The sequence below is a fragment of the Streptococcus sp. 1449 genome (genome assembly GCF_013276805.1).
Classification (GTDB): Bacteria; Bacillota; Bacilli; order Lactobacillales; family Streptococcaceae; genus Streptococcus; species Streptococcus pseudopneumoniae.
The window spans coordinates 1-22,986 of sequence record NZ_VMLS01000047.1 but is presented as its reverse complement, the minus strand read 5'-3'; the positions used below and the strand labels follow the sequence as shown (position 1 = coordinate 22,986).

Here is a 22,986-nt window from a genome sequence, read left to right as displayed (position 1 = left end):
TTTGAAAGTAGATGAGTATTAAAACATGGTTTTGAGGTTGTAGATAGAACTGACGAAGTCAGTAACCATATATACGGCAAGGCGACGCTGACGTGGTTTGAAGAGATTTTCGAAGAGTAGCAAAATGGAAAAAGGAGTGAGTGAAGTACATCGCCTCCCCACTCCTTTTTCTGTTTTTAGGCTGTTTTTTCAACCTTCAAGATTTTTACATCATAGCTACCAACAGGCGTTTCAATGGTTGCTGTATCACCTGTTTTCTTGCCAATCAAGGCTTGTCCAATTGGGCTTTCATTTGAAACTTTACCTGCAAAGGCATCCGCACCCGCTGAACCTACGATAATATAAACTTCTTCTTCGTCCTCACCAATTTCTTGGATGGTGACTGTTTTACCAATCGCTACTTCGTCCTGGGCAACTGCGTCGCTATTGACGATTTCAGCATAGCGGATTTTTGTTTCTAAGCTAGAGATTTGTCCTTCGACAAAGGCTTGTTCATCCTTAGCTGCTTCGTACTCACTGTTTTCTGAAAGGTCACCGTATGAACGGGCAATCTTAATGCGTTCTACCACTTCTGGTCGACGAACCAATTTCAATTCTTCTAATTCTTTTTCAAGTTTTTCCTTTTCCTCAAGGGTCATAGGATATGTTTTTTCTGCCATTTTTCTCAACTTTCTTCTAATAATATTTTCTAAAGAAAATTATGTGAAGTATCACATAATTTTAGTTTGTTTGGTTTAATTTGCTGTTGACATGTTCAGCGACATTGCGATCGTGGTCTTCTTGATTATTAGCATAGTAGACCTTGCCTTCTGTGACATCTGCTACAAAGTAGAGGTTATCGCTCTTAGTTTGATTGATGCTTGACTCAATCGCATCCAGACTTGGACTATCGACTGGACCAGGCATGAGACCTACATTTTTATAAACATTATAAGGTGAATCAATGTTGGTATCAATCGCAACATCCTCAGCTAAGCTGATATTTTGCCCCAGTTTTCCTTGGGCATACAAGATTGCAATATTACTTTGAAGTGGCATATCACGATTCAAACGATTGTAGAATACACCTGCAATGAGCTTACGATCTTCTGTCTTGGCACCTTCTTTTTCGACCAAGGAAGCAATGGTCAACAACTCATTGACAGTCAAGTTTTTAGATTTGATAGTACTATAGTAAGGAGATAGGTTCTTATCCATAGCAGCTAACATCTCATCAATCAAGCTCTCAACAGTTGTGCTTTCCTTGATAGAATAAGTAGCTGGGAAAAGGTATCCTTCCAAACGATAACGCGCACCACTATCTTTTGCAGGCAAACTTTCCAATAAAGTAGGATATTTGGCTACTGCTTGACTGATAAACGTCTCATCTTGAACTTTTGCTAGGAAAGCATCCGCTGTCAAAGGCTCTTTGAAGTCACCTTGCAATTGACCTACCGCTTGAGCAATCTGATCCAAAGTATAACCTTCTGGAATTGTCAAAGTCGCAAGGACAGGTTCTTGTGGTTCATCTGTTCCACCTTTTTGCAACTCTTTGAGTAAGTCTTCTGTACTCATACTCTTTTGCAAATTGTAGTAACCTGCTTTCAAGTCGGTATAATTTTTATACTTGGCATAAAAGCTAAAAATCAGACCATGCTTTACCAAACCAGCTTTTTCAAGCGTCGTACCGATTTCTTGAACGTTTGAACCTTCTGGAATTCCAACCGTCACATATTGTTTCGATGAAGCATCCACAGGCTGTAAAGATGACTGAACATACTGGTAACCAAAGTAACCACCTGCTGAGAGCAAGGCAAGGAATACAAGGAATGAAATCACAAAGGCTTTCACATGTGACTTCTTCTCTTTCTTAGGCTTAACGGGTTTTGCTCCTTCTCTACGGCTACGACGTGGTGTATCGCTGATGATATCCACTGTTTCTGTAGCAGGCGTAGGTGTTTCTGGACCTGCTTGTTCTGCTTTTTTCTCTGCCGTCTTATAGGAAACAGCTACCCTTGTTGGGGTTTCATTGTATTCTCTTTCAAGTTTCTTAGGTCTAACAGGACCTGGTCCTGGTCTTGAACCACTTTCTTCCGCTGGAGAAGAAGGTACATCTTGACTTGGATGACTTGGATGACTTGGAACACCAGGAGTTTCTCTTTGAAGGTCATCTGCTGGAGAAGCTGGTACATCTTGACTTGGGTGAGTAGGCACGGTAGGAGCTTTTCTCATAATTTCCTCTACCGTTGACAAGGAATCAGCCATGAGTTCTTCAGCTGAAGGTTCATTTGCAGGAGTGCGAACTACTGCCTTATCTTCTTTCAGAACTTCATCATAGCCTTTTACTTTTTCTAAATCTCTCAGAATCTGCTCTTTAAAGCTTAATTTCTCTTCTTCTCTTGACTTTTCACTCAAAAGTTTTTCCTCCTTGTTGACAATCCATAATATTATATCTTAAAAGTCCAAGAAAAGCAACCTATGATACTTTTCCTAGCTTATTTTTTCGTTTCCCAAACCATATCATACCAGGTTTCCCCTGCAAAGGTTGACTGGGACAAGCCTTCATTGACAAATCCGTGCTTTTCATAGTAGGCGATGAGATAGTCATGACAGGTTAGGTTAATGCCATCTCTCTTATCTTCAAGAGCAACTTCTTTCAAGGCTATTAGTAATTTTTGTCCAAGTCCGAGGCCCTGTGCTTCTTTGGCAATAGAAAGACAGGTCACAGAGATATAACCACCAGGCTCATGACTATAGTCTTTTATTTCTTCTGTAAAGGACTGGTCTTGCAGATGGCGGTGTGGTCCAACTGGCCCTTCTATGTACCCCATGATTCTACCTACTTTTTCCGCAACCAGAAAAGAGGTCTGAATTTCTCGCAAATGCGATTCAAAAACAGATCGAGGAATAGCTTCTTCTACCGAGAAATTTTCTAGTTCAATCTCAACGATACGTTCTAAATCTTCTAATCTTGCTTGTCTGATCTTCATTGTACCTCCAGATAATAGGGATTAAACCAAATCATACTAAAACCCTGGCTAGTTTCATAAAGGGAAGTTTCTTCATCAATAAAACCGCTCATTTCAAAATAGGAAAGCAGCTCATCAGGACTCTTCAAACGAATCCCTTTGTAATCCAGCTCAACTGCCACCTCTTTCAAAGCCGCAAGAAGAAGTGTTCCCAATCCTTGTCTCTGATGGTCAGACTCAATGACTAAAGAATCTACTTTTAGACATTGCGGATTGTCTGACTGGGGACTTGATAGAATATAGCCTAAAAGTTGGTTTTCATCCCTAGCTAGAAGAAAGGTATCCGCACACTTACGGATACTTTCTTCTAAGATATGGGAAGGTTGCTGCTTTTCAGCCGGAAAAGACGAAGTTTGAAGTGCCTCTATCTCAGCCAAATCAGACTGACTTGCCTGAATGATCTTAATTGGAATTTCCATGAGAATAACCTATTGAACATTGCTTGTCAAGTTAGACAAGAGTCGTTCAAATGAATATTCATAGGTTTGGATATCTCCTGCTCCCATAAAGACATAGACAGCATTGTCATGGTCAAGGAGTGGTGAAACATTTTCAACAGTGATCACTTGGTGTTTCTTGTTGATTTTATTAGCTAGGTCTTCTACCTTGACATCTCCATGGTCTACCTCACGAGCTGACCCATAAATTTGCGCTAGGTAAACAGCATCTGCTTGGTTTAAAGCGTGGGCAAAGTCATCTAACAAGGCAATGGTTCTTGTAAAGGTATGCGGTTGGAAGACTGCTACAATTTCCTTGCTTGGGTATTTTTGACGAGCCGCATCCAAGGTCGCAATAATTTCTGTTGGATGGTGAGCAAAGTCATCGATAATCACTGTATCATTGACAATTTTCTCAGTGAAACGACGCTTAACACCAGCAAATGTTTTCAAGTGCTCACGCACCAAGTTCAAATCAAATCCTGCTGTGTAAAGAAGACCAATAACGGTTGTCGCATTCATGATATTGTGACGACCAAAGGTTGGGATGTGGAATTGCCCCAAGTCTTGTCCACGGAAATGAACGGTGAAGGTTGAACCAGTCGTAGAACGAAGAAGCTCACTAGCTACAAAGTCATTACCTTCTGCTTCAAAACCATAATAATAAATTGGTGCATCAGACGTAATTTTACGCAATTCTGCATCTTCACCATAGACAAAAAGACCCTTGGTAATTTGTTTAGCATAGTCGTTAAAAGCATTGAAAACATCCTCTAGACTTGTGAAATAGTCTGGATGGTCAAAGTCAATGTTGGTGATAATAGAGTATTCTGGGTGGTAAGGCATGAAATGGCGCTCATATTCGTCAGATTCAAAGACAAAATATTTGGCATTGGCCGAACCACGACCTGTCCCATCCCCAATCAAGAAGCTGGTATCTGTGATGTGAGACAAGACATGAGACAACATACCTGTCGTTGAAGTTTTTCCATGTGCTCCTGCTACTCCCATGCTAACAAAGTCACGCATAAAGCTTCCTAGGAACTCATGGTAACGTTTGTAGCTGATACCATTTTGGTCTGCATAGGCAATTTCGACGTTGTTATCTGGACGAAAGGCATTTCCAGCGATAATTTCCATATCACCGTCTAGATTCTTTTCATCAAAAGGAAGAATGGTAATTCCTGCCTGCTCAAGACCTCGTTGAGTAAAGTAGTACTTTTCAACATCTGAACCCTGTACCTTATGCCCCATTTGGTGCAACATCAAGGCCAAGGCACTCATCCCTGATCCCTTAATCCCGATAAAATGATATGTCTTTGGCATGTTTTCTCCCCTATTCTGTAATTCTGGTCAGATTCAACTCTTGGGCAACCCGACGTTCTTGTTCTGTTTGTTTACTTTTTTTATTGTAGATTTGGCTCTTCTTTAGAAAATCATAGTTGTTTTTCTTTGGAGCAGGTGCTGACACTTCTTCATTCTTGGTAGGGATAGAATGAACTTCCTCCGCTAAGATATAATGAGACTGGGTCAATTTTTGGCTATATCTGACAAATTCACCAGGATTTTCCTTTTGGAAAGGAGTTGTCGGTTGGTTGCCCTGTCTAAGAAGGCCTGATTTAGAATGACGTCTCGCACGGCTGAAATCCTGAGTTAGATAGTTAGCAGAGCGTTTCTTTTTCAAGTCTGCACGCGCTTCTTCACGCGCCACCTCCGCATAGCTCTTTCCTTCTTTTTTTACCCCTAAAGGAGCCTTTTTAGGTTTCTCTACTTGCTTTTCAAGCGGTTTTGCTGGTTTTTCTTCAGCAATAGGAGCCCATTCTAAATAATTTTTATCCCGATACTCACCCTTGATATTACTGATCAGATCAGACTCATCGTACAAGTTCATGACTGGCATTTCAGTCAGCATGACCTCGTCATCTGACACCAATGGAAATCGTTCTTGTTTCATTTTCTATTTCCTTTCAACACTTCATTATAGCGTATTGTCTTGATTTTTCAAGTGCTGGCTTCAGAAATTCCCAAAATTTCTCTAATTTCTGCTAGGGTGAGACTGCCACGTGACTCTGTGCCGTCCAATACTTGTGACACCAGATGTTTCTTTTGTTCTTGGAGTTCCTGAATTTTTTCTTCAATGGTTCCCTTGGTCACCAAGCGATAGACCTCAACCGTTTCTTCCTGACCCATCCGATGGGCACGGCCAATGGCTTGCGCCTCAACAGCAGGATTCCACCAAAGATCGACCAAGATAACCGTATCAGCACCTGTCAGGTTCAGACCGACACCACCAGCCTTGAGGGAAATCAGAAAGGCATCTCTTTCCCCTTGGTTAAAGGCCTTGGTCATGTCTTGTCTTTCCTTGGCTGGGGTTGAACCCGTAATTTTAAAGGAAGTCAAGCCCAAGTCTGGCAGTTCTTGTTCAATTTTCTCCAACATTCCCTTGAACTGCGAGAAAATCAAGACACGGTGTCCGCCGTCTGCCACCTGTACCAGCAGGTCTCGGAGACTATCCAGTTTGCCACTGGCTCCCTGATAATCTTCCATAAAGAGGGCAGGAGTGTCACAGATTTGGCGCAAGCGCATCAGACCAGACAAGATTTCCACACGACTTCGCTGAAATTCCTGATCTGACACTTGAGCCAATCTATCTCTCATCTGTTGCAACTGGGCTAGGTAGATAGCCTTTTGCTGGTCTTCCAGTTCATTCTTATAAACTACTTCAATCAAATCTGGCAATTCAGTCAGCACTTCTTCTTTCTTGCGCCTCATCACGAAAGGCTTGATAAACTGAGCAACGCGCTCAGCTGGTAATTTCATAAATTCTTTCTTGCTTGGCAAAAGTCCTGGCATGACGATTTGGAAAATAGACCACAACTCACCCAGATGGTTTTCAATCGGAGTTCCTGACAAGGCAAAGACAGACGGCACCACAAATTGTCTCAAAGTCTGAGCAATCTTGGTCTGGGCGTTTTTCATGACCTGAGCCTCATCTAAGAAAAGGAAGTCAAAGGCCATCCCCTGATAAAGCTCACTGTCCTGACGGAAGGTAGCATAGCTCGTCACATAGATTTGATGGCTATCAGCAAGAATCTCTTCACGACTAGCTTTCAAACCATGAACAACAGCCACATCCAACTGTGGGGCAAACTTCTGAAATTCATCTGCCCAGTTGTAAATCAAACCTGACGGTGCTAAAATCAAGACCCGACTTTCTTTTGTCACTTGACTGGTCAAAAAAGCAATAGTCTGCAGGGTTTTACCAAGTCCCATATCATCAGCCAAAATTCCACCAAAACCATAGTGATGGAGCATTTGCAGCCAGCCGATTCCCTTTTCCTGATAATCTCGCAAATCGGCCTGAACCTGAGTTGCTTGTCTAGGGAAGTCCTCTGGATGCGTCAAATCCTGGGCCAGATTCTGGAATTCTTGTGAAAAAGAAACACGGTCTCGCCCTTCAAAGAGATGAGCTAAACTGTAGGCCAAAGATTTCCGAGCCTGCAAGGTCCCATCTTTTAATTCAAACTGCCCCAGTTCCTGTAGATTTTGGCGAATTTTCTTGGTTTCTTCATCGAAAAAGTAGACTCGATTGGACGAATCAATGTAAAAATCTTGATTGGCAACCAAGGCCTGCATGGCTTGATCAATTTCCTCTTGGGCAATATCTTGAAAATCAAATTGGATTTCCAAGAGACCTCCCTTGGAAGCAATCTGCACTTGAGGGCTTGCTAGGTTATAGAGTTCTTCTAACTTGTCTGATAGGTCAACATTCCCGAGTTTTTCAAAGACTGGAATGATTTCGTGGAAGAAATGATAGACAGACTCTGCTTTTAGGGCCTGACGCCAAGATTGAAAGTCTGCTTCAAAACCTGTAACCAAACAGACTTGGAAAATTCTTTCTTCTAAGTCAGCATCACTTGAAAATGGCAATTCTTCTAGCTCTTGTCGGCTTGATACCTGCCTATCCCCATAATCAAACTGAATCTCTAAACGAATCCGATTATCTTCTTCCCTGTCAAAGTAAAAAGAGGGCGCAAACGTTTTGATTTGTAACCGTTCTGGAGCTGAAACAGTCCCCATCTGGCTAAAAAAAGTTAAACAAGAAGCCAACTTATCTCGGTCACTACTATCAAATTGCAGGTATTTCTTTCCATGCTGATCCACAGGTAGCGCTTTAATTTCCTTGAGAAGACGCATCTGTTGGTCTGTTAGAAAATAAACCTGTCCTTTATGGAAAAGTACAGCTCCCTGATAAAAGGCATTAACTCTTGGACTCTCTCTGATTTCCATTTCAAAATAATCCGAGTATTCTATTACTGTAAAGGCAAATAGATTAGCATCAGCATGCATATCCTGAAAAAGCAGGGTCTGGTAGCTATCCACTTGATGGTCAAATTGAAAATGGGGCAAGGTCATCAGTAAATTCACACCCTGCTCAAAAAAGGTCAGAGGGAAAAAGAGGTGCCGACCCTGGTTTTGGAAAAAGAGGTCTGGAGCCTGTCCTTCCTCCATCAGTCCCCGTAAGAACGTCAGAAGTTCTTGGCTGGCCTCATCAAAGGCTTCCCAAGAAAGAGACTCCTCATAGACCTTGCCAATCATATAAGACTTTCTCTGCTCGACAATCCTTAAAAAGAGTAGAATATCCCGAATGACATAGTATTTTTGGCTATTGATTTGGCCGATTCTCAGAGTCCACAAGATATGATTGCTTCCTGCTTCCACCTGACCCACAACTGATAACTCATAGGCGCATTCTGATTTTGGAGATAAAATTCGATCCAAAAACTTGCCACCCAAGGTCACCTTGGTTTCAATGGCCTCTTTTTCTTCATGACCTTCTTCCAGACTCCACAAGATTTCCTGACCACGCTCATCATTTTTCAGAAAATGCTCTAGCGCTGCCAAATGCACACAGTAGCCCCTCTTTTGAAAAAAATCACAGGCACAAAAAACCAAATCATCCTCTAAACTATAGCGCAGTTCTTCTTCTGCAACGCGAGCGTAGAGCCGATTGTTCTTTTCCTTGATGATATCAACCTTACCAGTTTCATAAAGGGCAACACCTTCGATACGAACTTTCCCCGGAATCAATTTAGCCATATTTTCACCTTTACCTTATCTTTTTATTATACCATATTTTCGCCTATGAAAATAGCCTTCTAGGAAGACTTTTCTCCTAGAAGACTGGATTTTTAACGTTTGGCAAAAGTAGCCACAATCCGCTGACAGACTTCTTGCAATAGAGATTTGGGCATAGCTATATTGATGCGGGCATGGAGACTTCCTTCCTCTCCAAAATCCAAACCACGGTTGAGGATAACCTTGGATTCATTTCTCAACAACTCTTGCAATGTTTCATCAGTCAGGTCATAGGCTGAAAAGTCAAGCCAAATCAAGTAGGTACCTTGCGGTTTCATGACCTTGATTTTAGTCTCTTTTCCAAATAGATCCACCACATAATTGATGTGATCTTCAAAGACTTGCTTGAGTTCCTCTAGCCAATCTTTACCGTATCGATAGGCAGCTTCTGTCGCCAAATAACCCAAGCCTGAAATTTCATGCTGATTATTGGCCAACAGGCGTTTCTGGAAAGCCAGTCTCAACTTAGGATTTTCAATGACTGCATAGGAATTTTTTGTCCCAGCAATATTAAATGTTTTAGTGGCACTGGTCAAGACGATAGCAAAATTTTTGAAGGCAGGATTGATGGTATTGAAAGACTGGTGTTTGTGACCAAAGAGGGTCAAATCTTGGTGAATCTCATCTGAAACTAACAAAACACCGTGTTTTTGGCAGAGTTGGCCAATCTTCTCCAACACTTCTTTTTCCCAAACACGTCCACCAGGATTGTGAGGGTTGCAAAGAATATAGAGTTTAACCTCCTCTTCCACCAAATCCTTTTCAAGTTGGTCAAAGTCAATCTCAAACAGACCATCCTTTTCCACTAAGGAATTAGTAATCAATCTACGATTGTTCAACTTGACACTGCGAGCAAAGGGTGGGTAGACAGGCGTGTTAATTAAAACCGCCTCGCCTTCTTTTGTAAAGGTTTGAATAGCTGTTGAGATGGCTGGTACCACACCCTCGATAAAAACAAGAGCCTCTTTGTCAAAGTTGTAACCGTATTGTGTAGCTTCCCACTTTTGAACTTCCTTAATTAAGTCTTCACTGGCATAGGTATAACCATAAACCAGTTGGTCTGCGTAAGTTTGCACGGCTTGGCGGATTTCAGGCAAGACCACAAAGTCCATATCCGCTATCCAAGCTGGTAGAACTTCACTATCCGTTTCTGTTTCTTTCCATTTATAGGTATGGTGCCCTAAACGGTTGGGCAGGCTTGTAAAATCATATTTTCCCATCTTTGTCTTATCCTTCTAAAGCTTGGCGCAAATCTGCAATCAAATCTCTAGCATCCTCAATCCCAATTGACAAGCGCAAGAGGTCATCTGTCAAACCATAAGAATGGCGCACTTCTGCTGGAATATCAGCGTGGGTTTGTGTCGTTGGATAAGTAATAAGACTTTCTACACCACCCAAACTTTCCGCAAAAGAGAAGACCTTAAGACTGTTCAAAATATGTGGAATGCGCGTTTCATCGGCTACTTTAAAGGAAATCATGCCCCCACGACCAGTGTAGAGAACTTCCTTAACTACTGGAGAATCCTTCAAAAAGGCAACCACTTCTTGGGCATTGGCTGTTGAGCGCTCCATACGAAGAGACAAGGTCTTGAGACCACGAAGCAACTGGTAGCTGTCAAATGGAGACAAGACTGCCCCTGTCGTATTGAGATTGTAAAAGAGCTTCTCGTATAGTTCTAAACTATTGGTTACAACCACTCCAGCCAAGACATCATTGTGGCCTGCTAGATACTTGGTTGCTGAATGGAGAACCATATCTGCTCCATCTTCAATCGGACGTTGGTAGATAGGGCTATAGAAGGTATTGTCCACCACCACTTTGGCACCCTTAGCATGAGCCAATTTTGCTAGTTTTTCGATATCAAATTCCAACATTAAGGGATTGGTTGGGGTTTCGATATAGAGAACATCCACATCCTTTTCTAACTCGGCAATCAACTCTTCTTCTGTATTGGCATAGGTAAAATGGAAACGACCTTCCTGCTCCACTTGGTTAAACCAGCGAAAAGAACCACCGTAAAGATCACGCACTGCCAAGACCTTACTTCCTACTGGAAAGACGCTAAAGGCCAGTACAATAGCTGACATCCCTGAGCTAGTCGCTAGGGCATAGTCTGCTGACTCAATAGCCGCCAAGACTTCCTCAGCCTTACTACGAGTTGGATTTTTAGTGCGCGTATAGTCAAACCCAGTAGATCGACCAAACTCTGGATGCTGATAGGTCGTTGAAAAATGGAGCGGTGTCACCAATGCACCTGTCGCTTCATCTGACTTAATGCCCGCCTGGGCCAAAATTGTGTTAATGTGTAATTCCTTGCTCATACAATACCTCCAAATCTATAGTAACTATTGTACCACTTATTTTCATCAACTCATTTTCTTCTTTTCAAGAGCTAGCTATAGTTTCAAACTATAGACTTATACTCTTCGAAAATCTCTTCAAACCACGTCAGCGTCGCCTTACCGTATATATGTTACTGACTTCGTCAGTTCTATCTGCAACCTCAAAACCGTGTTTTGAGCTGACTTCGTCAGTCTTATCTACAACCTCAAAACACTGTTTTGAGCAACCTGCGGCTAGCTTCCTAGTTTGCTCTTTGATTTTCATTGAGTACTAGCTAGTAAAACTAAAAAGAATCCAGAAAAGCTTCCAGATTCTTTTGTGAAAATCCTTGCTAGGGCTTACTTAGACTGAAAGAAATCCTGTTTGACTAAATAGTCATAATGCTCTTTGTTAAATTGATACTGACCTACATGCTGACTAATCTGACCAACATCCACAGAAAAAATATAGGCTTCATTTTGATAGTTCCAGTTCAGCCTAACTGTATTCAAGACTGGCTTATAAGTAAAATCTTGAACTTGATTCCAAGGCATCTCTACGACTTGATTAGAACGATTTTCAGTTATATCACTGATGTCCATCAAGAAAATCCCCTTAGGTGTGAATGCCAGAATTTTAGGCTTCACACTCGACTGAACATAGTAGGAACCACCTATAATGAAAAAATCAATAAAGGATTTCAACCATGTCTTTTTCTTGAAAGCCATCAGAAAATTCTTTTGCCCTTCAATGCGGCAAGTTGAGAGAAAGGATGCAATCTGTTTTTCTGTCGCAAATTCCATAATCGCGCCCATGATGATACCTTCATAAAAATCACTAAATAGGCAGATAAGAACTCTTCACATAAAAGAAGAACTTATCATTTGTTGCGTTTTATCTTACTTTTTCAGTAGACGGCATCCCTCCTATAACATTACCCTAGCATATGCATACTTCAATCAACATTGGGTAGATTTTCGAAAATAGCGTCTCACATTTATGTTATATTCATTATAACATAAACTCAAGAAACAAAGAAAAAAATGTGAGATTTTTCTTCCAAATTTACTATCATTCTATTAAAAAACGACAGCTTCCTTCGAAACCATCGTTTTTCTTGAAAAATCCTTATTTGACATGTTTTGCCAATTCTTCTTGGGCTTTTTTATTAGATTCTTCTTTTTCTTTCAACCATTTTTCTCTGGCTTTTGCATATTCGTCTGTTGTGACAATCTTATCTTGTACTTTGAGGTACTTAAATGATTCGACCCCTTTATTACCAGCCAATGAATAAGGTGCTGAGAAAGGAACTGTTTTTCTCAAGCCAGGTGTTCCACCCAATGAAACATTTGGAATCGCTAGAGAACTATCTATCAACCATGCTTGAATATCAGCATATTTTTCATAACGTTTGGCTGGGTCTTGCTCCTTATTAGCCTCTTCCAACATTTGAGTATAAGTGTCAAGTCCAACTGCCTTAGCCTTGTCGTTGGCTTCACCAGGCTCGAGTCCAAGATTTTGTAGAACCCCACCATTCTTGACACTAAAGATATCAAGATAGGTTGATGGATCTAAGTAGTCAGGACCCCAACCACCATTGTAAAGGTCATAATCTTTTTGAGCTGCTGTTTGAGCAAAGTAACTTGAGTTATGATAGTCCTCTGTTGATAACTGTTGGATATCAATAACGACGTTCTCCGTACCTAAAGCTGCTTCAATAGATTGCTTCATAGAGCTTACTTCTTGAATCCCCTTCTTAGAAGCTTGGTCAACTGTCGCATCCAAATGAATAGGGAATTGAACTCCCTTAGCTTCTAGCTCTTTCTTGGCCTCAGCAAATTTAGTCTTGGCTTTCTCAGGATTGTAATAAGGGTCTTGACCATCCGCAAAGTTGATACCTTGCCATTCCTTACCATAATTGACCATCTTAGAGGCTACTACTTCACCAAAGTCTTTTCCCTTGATACTTACAAAGGTTGGAGGAACAACCAAGTTACGCAAAATCTTAGTCGCTCCGTCTTCTCCCTGAGTTTGAGCCCCATAGGCTGTACGATCATAGGCAAAGTTAATAGCTTGACGGAAGTTTTTATTAAGAACTGCTTCCTGAGTTGATTTCTTTTCAATGTCGGTCGTCTTAGAAGTAAATTTATAAGCTTGTCTATCTAGGTTAAAATTCCAGTAATAAGACGTAGCAGTCTGCATACTGTAGATGATATCATCTTTGTATTTTTCTTTAATCCCTTCAAAACTTGAACTATTTGGATAGAGACGAGCGTAGCTATAGGCTCCGTCTGTAAAGTTACGAACAAGAGCATCTTGGTCACTACCATCATAGTAGGTCAATTTAACATCATCTACAAAGACATTCTTAGCATCCCAGTAGTTAGGATTTTTCTTGTATTCGATGACAGATTTTGAAACAAAAGCTTTCATCAAGAAAGGTCCACTGTACAAAATATTAGCAGGGTCTACCTTGCCAAAATCATCCCCTTTTGATTTTAGGAAATCCGCATTGACTGGGAAAAGAATGGTTGATGTCGTTTTTGAGTTCCAGTAAGGTTCTGGTCGAGCCAAGGTGTATTGAACCGTTTGGTCATCAAGAGCCTTGACACCGACAGTTGAAAAGTCGCTTGTTTTACCAGTGATATAGTCATCCAAACCTGCAACAGAGTCCTGCACTAGATACAAGGCTTCTGATTTTTTATCAGCCGCATATTGCAAACCTGTCACAAAATCTTGGGCAGTTACAGGAGCATATTCTTCTCCCTCAGAAGTAAACCACTTGGCATCCTTACGAAGTTTGTAGGTATAGGTCAAACCGTCCTTAGAAACACTCCAATCCTCTGCCAAGGATGGCACATAGTTCCCATATTGGTCATTTTCCATGAGACCATCTACCAGGTTGGTCACAATATCATTTGTTGTTGCGCGGTTTTCTGCTAGATAGTTCAAACTAGATGGATCACTTGAATAAACATAGTTATAGGTTTTTGATCCTGTGCTAGAATTTCCACACGCGCTCAATAAAATTCCTGTACCCAGGACAAGACCTGCCAAGGTTAGATATTTGCTCTTAGACTTTTTCATTTCCAGAACCTCCTGCTTTAAAGATTTGTTTTATTATACAACGTTTAGTTTGTTTAGTCAATGATTTTGTCCAAAAAAATCGAAAAAGGCCTCATCTTCTACTCTTAAAAGATAATTTTAGCTGTTTTGACGCTAAAAAAAGGAATAAGTTTCAAGTTCTCCTAAAAGATTGTTCAACTTATTCCTTTTATTTATAAATGCTATCTTAAGAAAACTTAAATTTTGCTCGCAACTGGGCAGCTTTGGCCTGTCCAATAACCTTATCTAAGAGACGAGTATAGAGACTCATGAATCCGTAGAGTCCACCCCCCATGGCACCGACAAGAGCTACATAAAAGAAGCTCCACAAACGTCCACTTGGTTGGAAAACAAATCCTAACAGCCACTGGATGGTTCCTATTAACAGAAACATGACTAGGGTCAGCAAACTGATTAAAATGATTCGCTTCACAATCACCTTGCGCTTAACACCCGTTACTTTACAAATATCCCGATACATCAAGACGTTAGGAATGATAAGAGCGATGGTTGTTGAAATCAAGGGACCATAACTGTGGAAAAGGGCGATGGTAGGCAGTTGCAAGACCAGCTTGGCAATAGAACCATAGATAAAATAGAGAACGGCCTTGCGGTTGCGGAACATGGCTTGAAGCATGGGGGACAAGACCATGTACAAGCCTAAAATAATAGACTGCAAAACTGCAAAGACAAATAAGCCCATGGACAAACTATCTGGCTTACCATAGAAGACCGTATAAAGAGGTTCTCCTACCATGACCACTCCAACCGTTGCTGGTAGCAGGAATACAAAAAGCATGGTAATGCTGTCCTGAACGAGACGAGAAGCTGCCTTCAAGTCCCCCTTAACATAGTTCTCCGTCAAAAGTGGCAAGCCTACACTCCCAATCGAAACCCCAACAGAAATCAAAATCATCGTGATTTTATTAGGATTGGCTGAGAAATAAGAAAACATGACAACCAAGTCCTCGTTGCTGTAGTTGGTAAACCAGCTCATACTATTGATAAAGGTCAGCTGATCCAAAATCTGGAAAAGCTGGATGGCAGACCCTGTCAGGATAAAAGGAATGGCTTCCTTAATGGTATCGACCAAAAGACGCTTGCTATTTATCTTATCTCCTGTTTCAAGGACTCTTTTGAGTAAACCTTCTTTGGCAAGGAAATAGATCAAGACTGCAAAACTGGCTACCATACCGACAAAGGCAGCAAAGGTGGATTGGGTAACCGCTACTAGGTAATCTCCTGAACCGAGCTTCATAATGATAAAGGTTGCTAGAAGCATCCAGATAACACGAATGACCTGCTCAGCAATTTGACTCATGGCATAAGGTTTGAGATTATTCATCCCTTGGAAAAATCCTCGGATAACACTCATAGATGGGAAAATCAAGACTCCCCAACCCAAGCTTTGCATGATTGGGATCAAGTCTTTGCCCACGCCAGACAAGTCTGCTAGCCAAGGAGCAAAGAGATACAAGACTAAAGCAAAAACCAGGCCAAGTCCCGTCATAAAGCCTAAAAAGCTCCGAATCAGGGCAAAGCTATGCTCCTCTTCTCGCATGGTATTATACTTGGCAACTTGCTTGGCCACCGCAACTGGAATCCCTGCTGTTGAAACCAGCAAGAACCAGGCATAGATATTGTATCCCATGGTAAAGAGTCCATTTGCTGTAGCCGCATAAGACCCCATCCAGATATACCAAGGGATAATATAGATGGCCCCAAGCAGGCGACTGATAAAGTTACTAGCCGTTAACCAAGCAGTCCCCCGTAACATCTGGGCCTGCTGGTGATTGTTTTCGTGCGACATAGATTCCTCATTCAATTTTGATAACTAGGAAAAACTCCTTATCTTCCATTATAAACTTTTCCTTGTTACTTGTAAATTTGCGACTTTCGGTTTACAATAGAAAGTATGATTAAGATTGAAACCGTATTAGATATATTAAAGAAAGATGGTCTCTTCCGTGAGATTATCGACCAAGAACACTATCACTACAACTACAGCCATGTCGTATTTGACACCATCTGCTATGACAGTCGCAAGGCTAAAGAAAAGAGCCTCTTTTTCGTCAAGGGTGCTGCCTTTAAGAAGGAATTTCTGCTTTCAGCTATCTCTCAAGGTCTCGATTGGTATGTGGCTGAAAAGGACTATGAGGTTGGTATTCCTGCCATTATCGTCAGCGATATCAAGAAAGCCATGAGTTTGATTGCCATGGAGTTTTATGGCAATCCACAGAAAAAACTCAAACTCCTTGCCTTTACTGGTACTAAGGGTAAGACAACAGCAGCCTATTTCGCCTATAACATCTTATCTCAAGGGCATCGACCTGCTATGCTCTCAACCATGAATACAACTCTAGATGGTAAGACTTTCTTTAAGTCTGCATTGACAACCCCTGAGAGCATCTACCTCTTTGATATGATGCATCAAGCTGTGCAAAATGACCGTACCCACCTCATCATGGAAGTCTCCAGTCAAGCCTATCTGGTCAAACGTGTCTATGGTCTAACCTTTGATGTGGGAGTTTTCCTCAATATCAGCCCAGACCATATCGGCCCGATTGAACACCCTAGCTTTGAAGACTACTTCTACCACAAACGTCTCTTGATGGAAAATAGCCGAGCAGTCATCATTAATAGTGACATGGATCACTTTTCTGTCTTGAAAGAACAAGTGGCAGATCAAGACCATGATTTCTATGGTAGCCAATCAAATAATCAAATCGAGAATTCCAAAGCCTTTAGCTTTTCAGCTAGTGGGAAACTGGCTGGTGATTATGATATCCAACTGATTGGTCACTTCAACCAAGAAAATGCCGTTGCTGCTGGGCTTGCTTGTCTTCGTCTCGGAGCAAGTCTTGAGGACATCAAAAAAGGAATCGCTGCAACCCGCGTTCCCGGCCGTATGGAAGTCCTCACTCAGAAAAATGGAGCCAAGGTCTTCATCGACTACGCCCACAACGGTGACAGTCTCAAAAAACTCATCAATGTGGTAGAAACTCATCAAACTGGAAAGATTGCTCTGGTCTTAGGTTCGACAGGAAATAAGGGAGAAAGTCGTCGTAAGGACTTTGGCCTTCTCCTCAATCAACATCCTGAGATTCAAGTCTTTTTGACTGCTGATGACCCCAATTATGAAGACCCAATGGCCATTGCAGATGAAATTAGTAGCTATATCAATCATCCTGTTGAAAAGATTGCGGATCGCCAAGAAGCCATCAAAGCGGCAATGGCCATCACAAATCACGAATTAGATGCAGTTATTATTGCTGGTAAGGGAGCCGATTGCTACCAAATCGTCCAGGGCAAGAAAGAAGCTTATCCAGGAGATGCAGTCGTAGCAGAAAATTATTTATAAGGATTGTAAAAAAATCAAGGGAAAATGAAACCCTTGATTTTTTCCTATTCTTTAGTAAAAACGTTTTTCAAACCTTCAACGGCACCTTCTACAGCACCTTTAGCATCTTCAACTACTTCTTTTGCCTTAGCAACTGTTTTTTCAACAGCTCCTTCAAGTTCTGTCTTGCTGTCTCCAGTAACTTTACCAAAACCTTCTTTGACAGCGCCTGTTGCTTGTTCCAATTTGTTTTCAAGTGACATATGATTGTCTCCTTTAGTTTTATTCCGATATGTGTTATCGGTTACATTAGTATAAACTTATCGATAGATAAAGTCAAACAATGTGCTCAGAAAAAGCAATCACACTAAATAGAAAGTTAATCTCTCCTTGTCAAAATCGACAGCCAACTCATACTTTCCATCTTCATTTTGGACTATATAACCCAGGACAACTAAACTGTCCACAAAGATATCACGGCGTTTCTGCATCAGTTGATCTTTTTTGAGAAATTTTAGCAAAAAAGTTGTCATGTATTTGAGGGCATACTCAGGATTAACATCTCCTAAAATGTCATAGAGTTCCTGCTGTTTTTCTGTCAAAGGATACTGATGTTTGACCTTGTAGAAATAATTGGACAGGGTCATTTTTGATCTTGCAAAGTCCGTCTTTTCAACTAAAATAGCTGCATTGGTTTGATTGCATAATTCCGTCTCAAAACGCTGCTCCAACAAGGCTTGATAGACCGGACTAGCTTCTCTGACAAAAATCTCTTGATCCAGTTCGAGACTATCAAGTGATTCAAGCATAGGAAAATTGAGGTAATAGCGCTTATTTTCACGTAGAATCAAGCCTGCCTTTATATACTCTTCCATGAGTTTATCAACTGCAATATCTGGAAATTGAGCCTTAATTTCCCGTAGAATCACATCCTCATACTGGTCCAGATAGTGGATCAATTCTCCAAAAATGGCTGTCTCGTCAAACGAGATGGATTAAAAATCTGAATCATGAAGATTCCTTTCTTTACATTCTAACAGAGGCGATGCTGCCAACTGACTGGGATTGGTTCCAGCTTGGTTAAGAGGCACAGGAAGTTCGAGTTTCCTATAATATTCTCTCCAAAAATCACTAATCTCCTGGTCCCCATTCCCAAATTTCATAGGTATGGTCTCAAAAATCGGTAGGATTTCTGCCATGTACTGGGAACAGTAAAAACCATGCCCATCTGGATAGAAAGAAGCATTGTAGGGTGCCCCTAGATGTTTGCAAGCTTTTTCCTTCGCCGACTGGATATCCATTTCTGGGTAAACATAGAGGTCGTATAAATGATTGGACTCAAAGAAGTCTGCTGGTTCCTGACAGATAACACCCACCTTTCCACTAGCATGGTAAATCATCCCATCCAAATAAATGGCAACATGGTTATAGTTGCCTGTGGAAGTCTGGATGGCCTGTCCCATATCTGACTCATCTCTCACAAAAATCAAATCGCCATTTTCTAACATGCTTCACTCCTAGAAAAAAGGAGCCGAAACTCCTTTCGATATAAGGCAAACTAGACTTTCCGATTTTGAACTGACACCCAAAATCTTAAGCATTAAAGCTTTCAGTCAATTGAGGTACCACTTGTTTCTTACGTGAAACGGCACCAGCAAGGAAGGCATGATTGTTTTCAAGTTTGAAGTTGAAAGCCGCTTCGACCTTGCCCATATTGGCACCAAGAGCCAAGATTTCTGAGTTTGAGTTGACGATATCTGTAATCATCAAGACAAAGTCAGAGTAGCCGTTTGCTTCGTTAGCAGCTTGCATTGCAGCTTCAATTTCTGCTTGACGTTCCAAGACTTCAGCGATGTCAACTGTGTTCACTTGGGCAACACGGACATTATTTCCGTTCAATTCAAAAGTTTTAGCATCGATGTCAATCAATTCGTCAGCAGATTTGCTAGCCAAGTTTGTACCAGCTTTCAACATAGCTAAACCATATTCCTCCAAGTTTACACCAGCCAATTCAGCCAATTCAGGAGCAATAGCCTTATCTGTTGGGTGTGTGGTTGGTGATTTCAAAAGAAGAGTATCTGAAATCAAACCTGAAAGCATCAAACCAGCAATCTCTTTAGGAACAGCTACACCATGTTCTTTGAACATACGATAAACGATTGAAGACGCTGAACCAACTGGCTCCAAACGCATGTAAAGTGGGCTTGCAGTTTCAAAATTAGCCACACGGTGGTGGTCCACCACACCATAAACTTCTACTTCAGCGATATCTGATACAGATTGTTGGAATTCATTGTGGTCAGTCAAGATAACTTGCTCTGCACCTTCTGCTTTGGCAGAAGTGATGACACGCGGTGCTTCCACACCAAAATAGTTCAAGACAAAGGCTGTTTCTTCATTTGGAGTTCCAAGAGCAACAGCTTCCGTATCCAAACCGTAAGCTTCTTTTGCAAGGTAGGCAAAGGCTACAGATGACCCAATGGCATCTGTGTCTGGATTTTGGTGACCAAATACTAGAATCTTAGACATGATAATACCTCATTTTGTTTATTCTCTTTATTGTAGCATTTTTTTCGCTTTTTGACAAAAGTAAGAGGAGTCAAAGGGCTCCTCACAATTCTTCAAAATAACTGACTAAATTTCTATCTTGATTTTCAGATAAAAATTGCTCCTTCTGTGGTCGTTTCTTACGCTTGAGAAGGGCTTCTGCCGACATGGCTTCTTCCTTACTGGCAAAACCTTGAGCATAGATGAGTTTGACTGGCAAGCGTGCTCGTGTGTATTTGGCTCCCTTCCCACTATTATGGACAGCGAGGCGTCTCTTCACATAAGTCGTATAGCCTGTATAGTAGGATCCGTCACGGCACTCCAGCACATACATATAAGCCTTATAATCCATAATAAATCTCTTCGAGTTCCGGCGTATAAGAGCCATCATCATTGTGAACAATGAGAGGTGGTAAGACCTTAAAGCCACTTGTTGAACCATCCTTGATAGCTTCAATCAAGAGCATATTGGCTTCCTTTTCCTTTTTTGGATAGACAAATTGCAGACGCTTAGGGGCTAGATTATGCCGTTGTAACGTATCCAAAATATCCAGAAGTCGATCAGGACGATGAACCATGGCCAAACGCCCATTAGATTTGAGAATACTCTGGGCACTACGACAGATTTCCTGCAAATTGGTCGTGATTTCATGTCGCGCCAAGAGATAATGTTCACTCTCGTTCAGGTTTGAATGAGGATCCACCTTGAAATAGGGCGGATTACACAAAATCATATCCACCTTACTTCCCTGGATATAAGCAGGCATATTTTTCAAATCATCACAGATGACCTCCATCTGCTCTTCCAAACCATTCAAACGGACAGAGCGCTCAGCCATATCCGCCAAACGCTCCTGAATCTCAACAGCCAAAATCTGTGCCTGAGTACGAGTGCTAGCAAATAGCCCCACTGCTCCATTCCCAGCGCAGAAATCCACTATCAAGCCCTTTTTAGGAAAACGTGGAAAGCGTGACAAGAGAACACTATCCACCGAATAGCTAAAAACCTCTCTATTTTGAATAATTTTGATATCTGTTGAGAAGAGCTGGTTAATGCGCTCCCCTGATTTTAATAATTGTTCTTCTTCCATGGTTCTATTATAGCAGATTCATATTAACATTACAAAAAATATAAAATTCTAAACTACTTCTTCTTTTTTAAATAGTGCAAGGCTTCTCTAGTCCAAATTGGCATCATTCGTTTAAGAGGCGCAAAGCCGTAGTTAAAACGGTCGCTTGAAAAGCGTCTCCGTCTCGGAAACTGGTGCTTTTCTTCCTCCAAAGTGCGGATAGAAAGACTTGCTTTCCCTGTAAATTCATCTAAATCCACTACTTGAACTTGAACCTCTTCATCAACTTTCAAGGCTTCATGGATATTTTCAATAAAGCCTGTCCGAATCTCTGAAATATGAATCAGCCCCGTATCACCTGTCTCTAGCTCAACAAAGGCACCGTAGGGCTGAATCCCTGTAATACGACCCTTTAGCTTATCACCGATTTTCATCTTAGTCCTCAATTTCAATTGTTTCAATCACAACATCTTCAACTGGCTTGTCCATAGCCCCTGTCTCAACAGAAGCAATGGCATCCAAGACAGCGTAAGAAGCTTCATCAGCTAGCTGACCAAAAACCGTGTGACGACGGTCTAGGTGAGGTGTCCCACCTTGGTTGGCATAAATTTCCGCAATCGGTTCTGGCCAACCACCACGAGCAATTTCTTTCTTAGAATAAGGCAGGTGTTGGTTTTGGACGATAAAGAACTGGCTGCCGTTGGTATTTGGACCAGCATTGGCCATAGAAAGGGCACCACGGATATTGTAAAGTTCTTCTGAGAATTCATCCTCAAAAGATTCGCCGTAGATGGACTCGCCACCCATACCAGTTCCAGTTGGGTCTCCACCTTGGATCATAAAGTCCTTGATAATACGGTGAAAAATGACACCATCATAGTAGCCATCTTTTGAAAGAGATACAAAGTTAGCCACTGTTTTAGGAGCATGCTCTGGGAAGAGCTTGATACGCAAGTCCCCGTGATTGGTCTTAATAGTCGCGATAGGACCTTCTACTGTTTCAATGTCTACTTGTGGGAAATGCAATTCTTTTTCTACCATACCAAATCCTTCTAAGGCATCAAAAATGCCATCTTCTTCTAGTGTTTTTGTTATATAATCTGCTTTTTCTTTGATGTTATCATGAGAAATTCCCATTGCAACGCTGATTCCAACATAATCAAAGAGTTCCAAGTCATTCAGCCCATCTCCAAAAACCATAACGTTGTCTGGTTTCAAGCCAAGGTGTTCCACAACCTTTTCCACACCCGTCGCTTTGGAGCCTGAAATCGGAACAATATCAGACGAATGTTGGTGCCAACGAACCATGCGAAGTTTATCTGAGAGACTGTCAGGTAAGTGTAAGTCATCTCCCTTATCTTCAAAAGTCCACATCTGATAGATGTCTTCTTTCTCATGGAAATCTGGATCCACATCTAAATCAGGATAAATTGGATTGATAGCCTCACTAATCATATCGGTGCGAGTCGACAACTTGGCAGCATGACTCCCAACCAAACCATACTCAATTCCCTCTTGCTTAGCCCAAGAGATATACTCCTCAACATCAGACTTCTCAATCTGATGTTGATAAATGACCTGACCTTTTTTATCTTCAATATAGGCACCATTTAAGGTTACAAAAAAGTCAGGCTTGAGTTCACGAATTTCTGGCACGACACCAAAAATCCCTCGTCCAGAAGCAATACCTGTCAAAATTCCTTTCTCACGTAATTGCTTAAAAACAGCTGGGATTGAAGCCGGAATAAAACCTGTCTTGGAATTCCGCAATGTATCATCAATATCAAAAAAGACAATCTTGATCTTCTTTGCCTTATATCTTAATTTGGCATCCATCTCACTACCTCTTTCAATCTAACTCTTTCCATTATACCATAAAGTAGCTAAATCCCCTATTTTCAAAGAAATTCGCTATCTCTTATTCGAACTTCTTGGATAAGTACAGAACTAAATCATCATTATTTTGAATAGTAGCATTCATTTCCAAGGGTTGATTTCGCCCGACTTTATCACTTAA

21 protein-coding genes and 1 pseudogene are annotated in these 22,986 nt (G+C 41.3%); 1 reads left to right on the top strand and 21 read right to left on the bottom strand.

Features of this window, described 5'->3' with window-relative positions; all coding sequences use genetic code 11:
• Positions 1–176: 176 nt before the first annotated feature.
• From greA to HT687_RS08760, 13 genes are all read right to left on the bottom strand, one after another.
• On the bottom strand, positions 177–659 hold the full coding sequence (gene greA / locus HT687_RS08820) for a transcription elongation factor GreA (protein WP_000818760.1): 483 nt from the start codon (positions 657–659) through the stop codon (positions 177–179).
• A gap of 61 nt (positions 660–720) precedes the next feature.
• Positions 721–2,394, bottom strand: a complete 1,674-nt coding sequence (gene mltG, locus HT687_RS08815) for an endolytic transglycosylase MltG (protein ID WP_050975877.1) — start codon at positions 2,392–2,394, stop codon at positions 721–723.
• An 80-nt stretch (positions 2,395–2,474) separates the two neighbouring features.
• Entirely contained in the window at positions 2,475–2,969 is a 495-nt protein-coding gene (locus tag HT687_RS08810; RefSeq protein WP_000702440.1) for a GNAT family N-acetyltransferase, read from the bottom strand.
• Positions 2,966–3,427: a GNAT family N-acetyltransferase gene (locus HT687_RS08805; RefSeq protein ID WP_000405299.1), complete on the bottom strand. Its 462-nt coding sequence runs from the start codon at positions 3,425–3,427 to the stop codon at positions 2,966–2,968. The genes HT687_RS08810 and HT687_RS08805 overlap by 4 nt, the downstream gene beginning before the upstream one ends.
• Positions 3,428–3,436: 9 nt before the next feature.
• Positions 3,437–4,771, bottom strand: a complete 1,335-nt coding sequence (gene murC / locus HT687_RS08800; protein ID WP_001127123.1) for a UDP-N-acetylmuramate--L-alanine ligase — start codon at positions 4,769–4,771, stop codon at positions 3,437–3,439.
• A 10-nt stretch (positions 4,772–4,781) separates the two neighbouring features.
• On the bottom strand, positions 4,782–5,399 hold the full coding sequence (locus HT687_RS08795) for a hypothetical protein (protein WP_000808213.1): 618 nt from the start codon (positions 5,397–5,399) through the stop codon (positions 4,782–4,784).
• Positions 5,400–5,446: 47 nt separating this feature from the next.
• Positions 5,447–8,545: a DEAD/DEAH box helicase gene (locus HT687_RS08790; protein ID WP_001096279.1), complete on the bottom strand. Its 3,099-nt coding sequence runs from the start codon at positions 8,543–8,545 to the stop codon at positions 5,447–5,449.
• A gap of 92 nt (positions 8,546–8,637) precedes the next feature.
• Positions 8,638–9,804: a MalY/PatB family protein gene (locus HT687_RS08785; RefSeq protein ID WP_000521379.1), complete on the bottom strand. Its 1,167-nt coding sequence runs from the start codon at positions 9,802–9,804 to the stop codon at positions 8,638–8,640.
• 7 nt (positions 9,805–9,811) lie between these two features.
• The gene (locus HT687_RS08780; protein WP_000031969.1) at positions 9,812–10,906 is read right to left on the bottom strand and encodes a cystathionine gamma-synthase; all 1,095 of its coding nucleotides are present in this window, start codon (positions 10,904–10,906) and stop codon (positions 9,812–9,814) included.
• 127 nt (positions 10,907–11,033) lie between these two features.
• A complete protein-coding gene (locus tag HT687_RS11995) occupies positions 11,034–11,192 on the bottom strand; it encodes a hypothetical protein (RefSeq protein WP_050208363.1) in 159 nt (52 codons plus the stop codon).
• Between the two features lie 74 nt (positions 11,193–11,266).
• Positions 11,267–11,722: a hypothetical protein gene (locus HT687_RS08770; RefSeq protein ID WP_000500945.1), complete on the bottom strand. Its 456-nt coding sequence runs from the start codon at positions 11,720–11,722 to the stop codon at positions 11,267–11,269.
• 313 nt (positions 11,723–12,035) lie between these two features.
• Positions 12,036–13,994, bottom strand: coding sequence for a peptide ABC transporter substrate-binding protein (locus HT687_RS08765; RefSeq protein WP_000748868.1), 1,959 nt, complete (start codon positions 13,992–13,994; stop codon positions 12,036–12,038).
• A gap of 205 nt (positions 13,995–14,199) precedes the next feature.
• The gene (locus HT687_RS08760) at positions 14,200–15,822 is read right to left on the bottom strand and encodes a polysaccharide biosynthesis protein (protein ID WP_000017788.1); all 1,623 of its coding nucleotides are present in this window, start codon (positions 15,820–15,822) and stop codon (positions 14,200–14,202) included.
• A gap of 105 nt (positions 15,823–15,927) precedes the next feature.
• On the opposite strand from HT687_RS08760, the gene HT687_RS08755 reads away from it, so the two are divergent.
• Entirely contained in the window at positions 15,928–17,373 is a 1,446-nt protein-coding gene (locus HT687_RS08755; protein ID WP_000590270.1) for a UDP-N-acetylmuramoyl-L-alanyl-D-glutamate--L-lysine ligase, read from the top strand.
• Positions 17,374–17,417: 44 nt separating this feature from the next.
• Here the strand turns inward: HT687_RS08755 and HT687_RS08750 are convergent, their stop codons facing one another.
• The 8 genes and pseudogenes from HT687_RS08750 to HT687_RS08715 all read right to left on the bottom strand — a co-directional run bounded on the left by HT687_RS08750 (position 17,418) and on the right by HT687_RS08715 (position 22,805).
• Positions 17,418–17,615, bottom strand: coding sequence for a CsbD family protein (locus HT687_RS08750; protein WP_000051199.1), 198 nt, complete (start codon positions 17,613–17,615; stop codon positions 17,418–17,420).
• Between the two features lie 99 nt (positions 17,616–17,714).
• A pseudogene (locus HT687_RS08745) lies at positions 17,715–18,364 on the bottom strand (DUF1803 domain-containing protein).
• A complete protein-coding gene (locus HT687_RS08740) occupies positions 18,348–18,860 on the bottom strand; it encodes a YiiX/YebB-like N1pC/P60 family cysteine hydrolase (RefSeq protein WP_000892241.1) in 513 nt (170 codons plus the stop codon). Before HT687_RS08740 ends, HT687_RS08745 begins: the two are co-directional and overlap by 17 nt.
• Positions 18,861–18,945: 85 nt before the next feature.
• A complete protein-coding gene (locus HT687_RS08735) occupies positions 18,946–19,881 on the bottom strand; it encodes a manganese-dependent inorganic pyrophosphatase (RefSeq protein ID WP_172924167.1) in 936 nt (311 codons plus the stop codon).
• Positions 19,882–19,963: 82 nt separating this feature from the next.
• Complete coding sequence (locus HT687_RS08730) at positions 19,964–20,251, bottom strand: GIY-YIG nuclease family protein (RefSeq protein WP_000384642.1); 288 nt, start codon at positions 20,249–20,251, stop codon at positions 19,964–19,966.
• Entirely contained in the window at positions 20,241–20,990 is a 750-nt protein-coding gene (locus tag HT687_RS08725; protein WP_000390770.1) for a tRNA1(Val) (adenine(37)-N6)-methyltransferase, read from the bottom strand. The genes HT687_RS08730 and HT687_RS08725 overlap by 11 nt, the downstream gene beginning before the upstream one ends.
• Positions 20,991–21,043: 53 nt before the next feature.
• A complete protein-coding gene (locus HT687_RS08720) occupies positions 21,044–21,403 on the bottom strand; it encodes a S1 RNA-binding domain-containing protein (protein ID WP_000689593.1) in 360 nt (119 codons plus the stop codon).
• Position 21,404: 1 nt separating this feature from the next.
• Positions 21,405–22,805, bottom strand: a complete 1,401-nt coding sequence (locus HT687_RS08715; RefSeq protein ID WP_172924166.1) for a bifunctional Cof-type HAD-IIB family hydrolase/peptidylprolyl isomerase — start codon at positions 22,803–22,805, stop codon at positions 21,405–21,407.
• Positions 22,806–22,986 lie beyond the last annotated feature (181 nt).

Excerpts from the sequence above, each read along its gene's own strand:
- greA (WP_000818760.1), bottom strand. The coding sequence starts at position 659 with ATGGCAGAAAAAACATATCCTATGACCCTTGAGGAAAAGGAAAAACTT.
- HT687_RS08810 (WP_000702440.1), bottom strand. The coding sequence starts at position 2,969 with ATGAAGATCAGACAAGCAAGATTAGAAGATTTAGAACGTATCGTTGAG.
- HT687_RS08805 (WP_000405299.1), bottom strand. The coding sequence starts at position 3,427 with ATGGAAATTCCAATTAAGATCATTCAGGCAAGTCAGTCTGATTTGGCT.
- murC (WP_001127123.1), bottom strand. The coding sequence starts at position 4,771 with ATGCCAAAGACATATCATTTTATCGGGATTAAGGGATCAGGGATGAGT.
- HT687_RS08795 (WP_000808213.1), bottom strand. The coding sequence starts at position 5,399 with ATGAAACAAGAACGATTTCCATTGGTGTCAGATGACGAGGTCATGCTG.
- HT687_RS08790 (WP_001096279.1), bottom strand. The coding sequence starts at position 8,545 with ATGGCTAAATTGATTCCGGGGAAAGTTCGTATCGAAGGTGTTGCCCTT.
- HT687_RS08785 (WP_000521379.1), bottom strand. The coding sequence starts at position 9,804 with ATGGGAAAATATGATTTTACAAGCCTGCCCAACCGTTTAGGGCACCAT.
- HT687_RS08780 (WP_000031969.1), bottom strand. The coding sequence starts at position 10,906 with ATGAGCAAGGAATTACACATTAACACAATTTTGGCCCAGGCGGGCATT.
- HT687_RS11995 (WP_050208363.1), bottom strand. The coding sequence starts at position 11,192 with ATGAAAATCAAAGAGCAAACTAGGAAGCTAGCCGCAGGTTGCTCAAAA.
- HT687_RS08770 (WP_000500945.1), bottom strand. The coding sequence starts at position 11,722 with ATGGGCGCGATTATGGAATTTGCGACAGAAAAACAGATTGCATCCTTT.
- HT687_RS08765 (WP_000748868.1), bottom strand. The coding sequence starts at position 13,994 with ATGAAAAAGTCTAAGAGCAAATATCTAACCTTGGCAGGTCTTGTCCTG.
- HT687_RS08760 (WP_000017788.1), bottom strand. The coding sequence starts at position 15,822 with ATGTCGCACGAAAACAATCACCAGCAGGCCCAGATGTTACGGGGGACT.
- HT687_RS08755 (WP_000590270.1), top strand. The coding sequence starts at position 15,928 with ATGATTAAGATTGAAACCGTATTAGATATATTAAAGAAAGATGGTCTC.
- HT687_RS08750 (WP_000051199.1), bottom strand. The coding sequence starts at position 17,615 with ATGTCACTTGAAAACAAATTGGAACAAGCAACAGGCGCTGTCAAAGAA.
- HT687_RS08740 (WP_000892241.1), bottom strand. The coding sequence starts at position 18,860 with ATGTTAGAAAATGGCGATTTGATTTTTGTGAGAGATGAGTCAGATATG.
- HT687_RS08735 (WP_172924167.1), bottom strand. The coding sequence starts at position 19,881 with ATGTCTAAGATTCTAGTATTTGGTCACCAAAATCCAGACACAGATGCC.
- HT687_RS08730 (WP_000384642.1), bottom strand. The coding sequence starts at position 20,251 with ATGGATTATAAGGCTTATATGTATGTGCTGGAGTGCCGTGACGGATCC.
- HT687_RS08725 (WP_000390770.1), bottom strand. The coding sequence starts at position 20,990 with ATGGAAGAAGAACAATTATTAAAATCAGGGGAGCGCATTAACCAGCTC.
- HT687_RS08720 (WP_000689593.1), bottom strand. The coding sequence starts at position 21,403 with ATGAAAATCGGTGATAAGCTAAAGGGTCGTATTACAGGGATTCAGCCC.
- HT687_RS08715 (WP_172924166.1), bottom strand. The coding sequence starts at position 22,805 with ATGGATGCCAAATTAAGATATAAGGCAAAGAAGATCAAGATTGTCTTT.